Here is a 3716-nt window from a genome sequence, read left to right on the forward strand (position 1 = left end):
CCCACCGTTCGACCCCCAGGACCAGTTCGTGAGCTCCCCCTACCGGCTCGTGCGCAGCCCGCTCGTCCAGCCCGACCCACCCGTGCTGGACGCCTACCAGCGCGCCGTGGTCGAGCACACCGGCGGGCCGCTGCTGGTGCTGGCCGGACCGGGCACGGGCAAGACCACCACCCTGGTCGAGGCGGTCGCCCGGCGGATCGAGGACGGCACCGACCCCGAGCGGATCCTCGTCCTCACCTTCAGCCGCAAGGCCGCCACCGAACTGCGCGACCGGATGTCCGGCCGGCTCGGCGGCTCGGCCGCCGCCCCGCAGGCCACCACCTTCCACTCCTTCTGCTACGCCCTGCTGCGCGCCCACCAGGACCCGGCGGACTACGCCGAGCCGCTGCGGCTGCTCTCCGGCCCCGAGCAGGACGTCATGGTCCGCGAGCTGCTGGCCGGCGGCGCCGAGGACGCCAAGCACGGCAGCACCCGCATCGAGTGGCCGCTGGACCTGCGGGCCTGCCTGACCACCCGCGGCTTCGCCGACGAGGTCCGCGCCGTCCTCGCCCGCAGCCGCGAACTCGGCCTCGGCGAAGCCGAACTGGAACGCTTCGCGCAGGGCGTCCAGCGCCCCGACTGGGCCGCCGCCGCGCACTTCCTGGCCGACTACCTCGACGTCCTCGACCTGCGCGGCGTCCTCGACTACGCCGAACTCGTCCACCGCGCCGTGCTGCTCGCCGAGCGTCCCGAGGTCGGCGAGCAGCTGCGGCGGCGCTACGAGGTCGTCTTCGTCGACGAGTACCAGGACACCGACCCCTCCCAGGTCCGGCTGCTGCGCCAGCTGGCCGGCGGCGGGCGCGACCTCGTCGCGGTCGGCGACCCGGACCAGTCGATCTACGCCTTCCGCGGCGCCGACATCAACGGCATCCTCGACTTCCCGCAGGCCTTCCGGCGGGCCGACGGCAGCCCCGCCGAGGTCAAGGTGCTGCGGGTCTCCCGCCGCTCCGGCGCCGTGCTGCTCGCCGCCTCCCGGGAAGTCGCCCGCCGGATGCCGATGGGCCGGCTGCCCGCCGACAAGCTCGCCCAGCACCGCGCCCTGCTGCCCTCCCGCGAGGGCGGCAGGGTCGAGGTCTACACCTACCCGACCCCCGGCGCCGAGCTGGACTCGATCGCCGACCTGCTGCGCCGCGCCCACCTGGAGGACGGCGTGCCCTGGGGCGAGATGGCCGTGCTCGTCCGGGCCGGCGCCCGCTCCATCCCCGGGGTGCGGCGGGCGCTCGGCGCGGCCGGCGTCCCGCTGGAGATCGACGGCGACGACCTGCCGCTGCGCGAGGAGCCGGCCGTCGCCCAGCTGCTGCTCGCCCTGCGGGCCTGCGCCGAGCAGGCCGCCCGGGACAAGCAGGGCGACCCGGACGCCCCCGACCCGCTCACCACCGACGTGGCGCACGCCCTGCTCACCGGCCCGCTCGGCGGCCTCGACGGCTCCGACCTGCGCCGGCTCGGCCGCGCCCTGCGCGAGGAGGAACGCGCCGCGCTGCGCGCCGATGGCCGCCCCGCCGCCGTCCCGCGCCCGGCCGCCGAACTGATCCGCGAGGCCCTCGCCGAACCCGAGCGCCTCGTCGCCCTCGACCCCGCGCACGCCCGCCGCGCCCGCGACCTCGGCACCCTGCTGCGCAAGGTCCGCGAACAGCTGGCCGGCGGCTGCACCGCCGAGGAGGCGCTCTGGGAGCTGTGGGACGGCAGCCGGCGCTGGCGCGAGCGGCTCGAACGGGCCGCCCTGCGCGGCGGCGCGGCCGGCCGCAACGCCGACCGCGACCTGGACGCGCTGTGCGCCCTGTTCGAGACCGCCGCCCGGGCCGAGGAGCAGGTCACCGGCCACCGCAGCGCCCTGGACCTGCTCGCCGAGCTCGAAGCCCAGGACATCGCCGCCGACACCCTCACCGTCCGGGCGGTGCGCCCCGAGGCGGTGCGCCTGATGACGGCCCACCGCTCCAAGGGCCTGGAGTGGCGCCTGGTCGTGGTGGCCGGCGTCCAGGACGGTCTCTGGCCCGACCTGCGCCGCCGCGGCTCCCTGCTGGAGGCCGACCGGATCGGCCGCGACGGCCTCGCCGAACCGCTCTCCCCGGGCGCCCTGCTCGGCGAGGAGCGCCGGCTCTTCTACGTCGCCGCGACCCGCGCCAAGGAGCGGCTGATCGTCACCGCCGTCAAGGCCCCCGCCGACGACGGCGACGAACCGTCCCGCTTCCTGCGCGAGCTCTACCGCGAGGACGTCGACCCCCGGACCGGCAAGGTGGTCCGCCGCACCCCGCCGGTCACCGTCGAGGACGTCACCCACCGCCCGCGCCGCCCGCTGTCCGTCGCCGCACTGGTCGCCGAACTGCGCGCCGTCACCGTCGACCCCGCCCGCTCGCCCGAACTGCGCCGCGCCGCCGCCGAACGGCTCGCCACCCTGGCCGCCGCCACCGACGAGGACGGGCTGCCGCTGGTGCCCGCCGCCCAGCCCGAGCGCTGGTGGGGCCTGGACGACCCCACCACCGCCCCCGAACCGCTGCGCAGCGCCGACGTGCCGGTCCGGCTGTCCGGCAGCGGGCTGGAACAGCTGGAGAGCTGCTCCCTGCAGTGGTTCCTGGACAAGGAGGTCAAGGCCCGCGGCGCGGGCTCGGCCGCCCAGGGCTTCGGCAACGTGGTGCACGCCCTCGCCGACGAGGTCGGCTCCGGCCGCACCCCCGCCGACCTCGCCGTGCTCATGGAGCGGCTGGACACCGTCTGGGACGCGCTGGCCTTCGACGCGCCCTGGAAGTCCCAGCAGGAGAAGACCGAGGCCCGCGCCGCCCTGGAGCGCTTCCTCAACTGGCACGTCCTGGAGCGCGGCCGGGACCTCGTCGCCACCGAGCACGGCTTCGACGTCACCCTCGACGTCGGCGGCGTCGCGGTGCGCATCCGCGGCTCGATGGACCGGGTGGAGAAGGACGCGGCCGGGCGCGCCTACGTGGTCGACTTCAAGACCGGCAAGCAGATACCCACCGACAAGTCGCTGCCCGAGCACAAGCAGCTCGCCGTCTACCAGCTCGCCGTCCGGGCCGGCGCCCTGAACGAGCTGCCCGGCTTCACCGGGCACCCGCCGGACACCGGCGGCGCCGAACTGGTCCACCTGCGCGAGCCCGCCGCCAAGGCCGCCTCGGACGCCCCCAAGGTGCAGCGGCAGGAGCCGCCGGAGGGCGAGCCCTGGATCGAGAACCTGCTCGCCGAGGCGGCCGGGAAGGTCCTCGCCGAGCGCTTCGTCCCGCGGACCGGCGCGGGCTGCGACCGCTGCGCCTTCCGCCGCAGCTGCTCCGCCCAGCGGGACGGCACCCAACTCGTCGAGTAGGGGGCGGGCGGGGAACGGCCGGGCGGGGTTTGTCCGTCGCTCCGGTTACGGTTGCGGGGTGACCGCCGTGCTCAGCCATCCCGACCAGCTCAAGGAGCTGCTGGGGATCCCGTTCAACCGGGAGCAGATGGCGGCCATCGGCGCCCCCCTGGAACCGGCCGTGATCGTGGCCGGCGCCGGCTCCGGCAAGACCACGGTGATGGCCGCCCGCGTGGTCTGGCTGGTCGGCTCCGGTGCCGTACGGCCCGAGGAGGTGCTCGGCCTCACCTTCACCAACAAGGCCGCCGGCGAGCTCTCCGAGCGCGTGCGGGCCTCGCTGCGTCTCGGCGGGCAGGGGGCACCCGTGGACGAGGACTGGGGGAGGGCG

Annotated in this window: 2 protein-coding genes; both read left to right on the forward strand. The window is 76.3% G+C overall.

Annotated elements, in window-relative coordinates:
• Positions 1-28 precede the first annotated feature (28 nt).
• Positions 29-3349 (forward strand): ATP-dependent helicase, encoded by a 3321-nt coding sequence (locus ACIQOV_RS32210; protein ID WP_401054236.1) that lies wholly within the window; start codon positions 29-31, stop codon positions 3347-3349.
• Between the two features lie 58 nt (positions 3350-3407).
• The coding region (locus ACIQOV_RS32215; protein WP_401054237.1) for a UvrD-helicase domain-containing protein at positions 3408-3716 on the forward strand (309 nt) is incomplete at its 3' end.

The organism is Kitasatospora sp. NPDC091257 (assembly GCF_044757675.1).
GTDB lineage: Bacteria > Actinomycetota > Actinomycetes > Streptomycetales > Streptomycetaceae > Kitasatospora > Kitasatospora lactacystinica.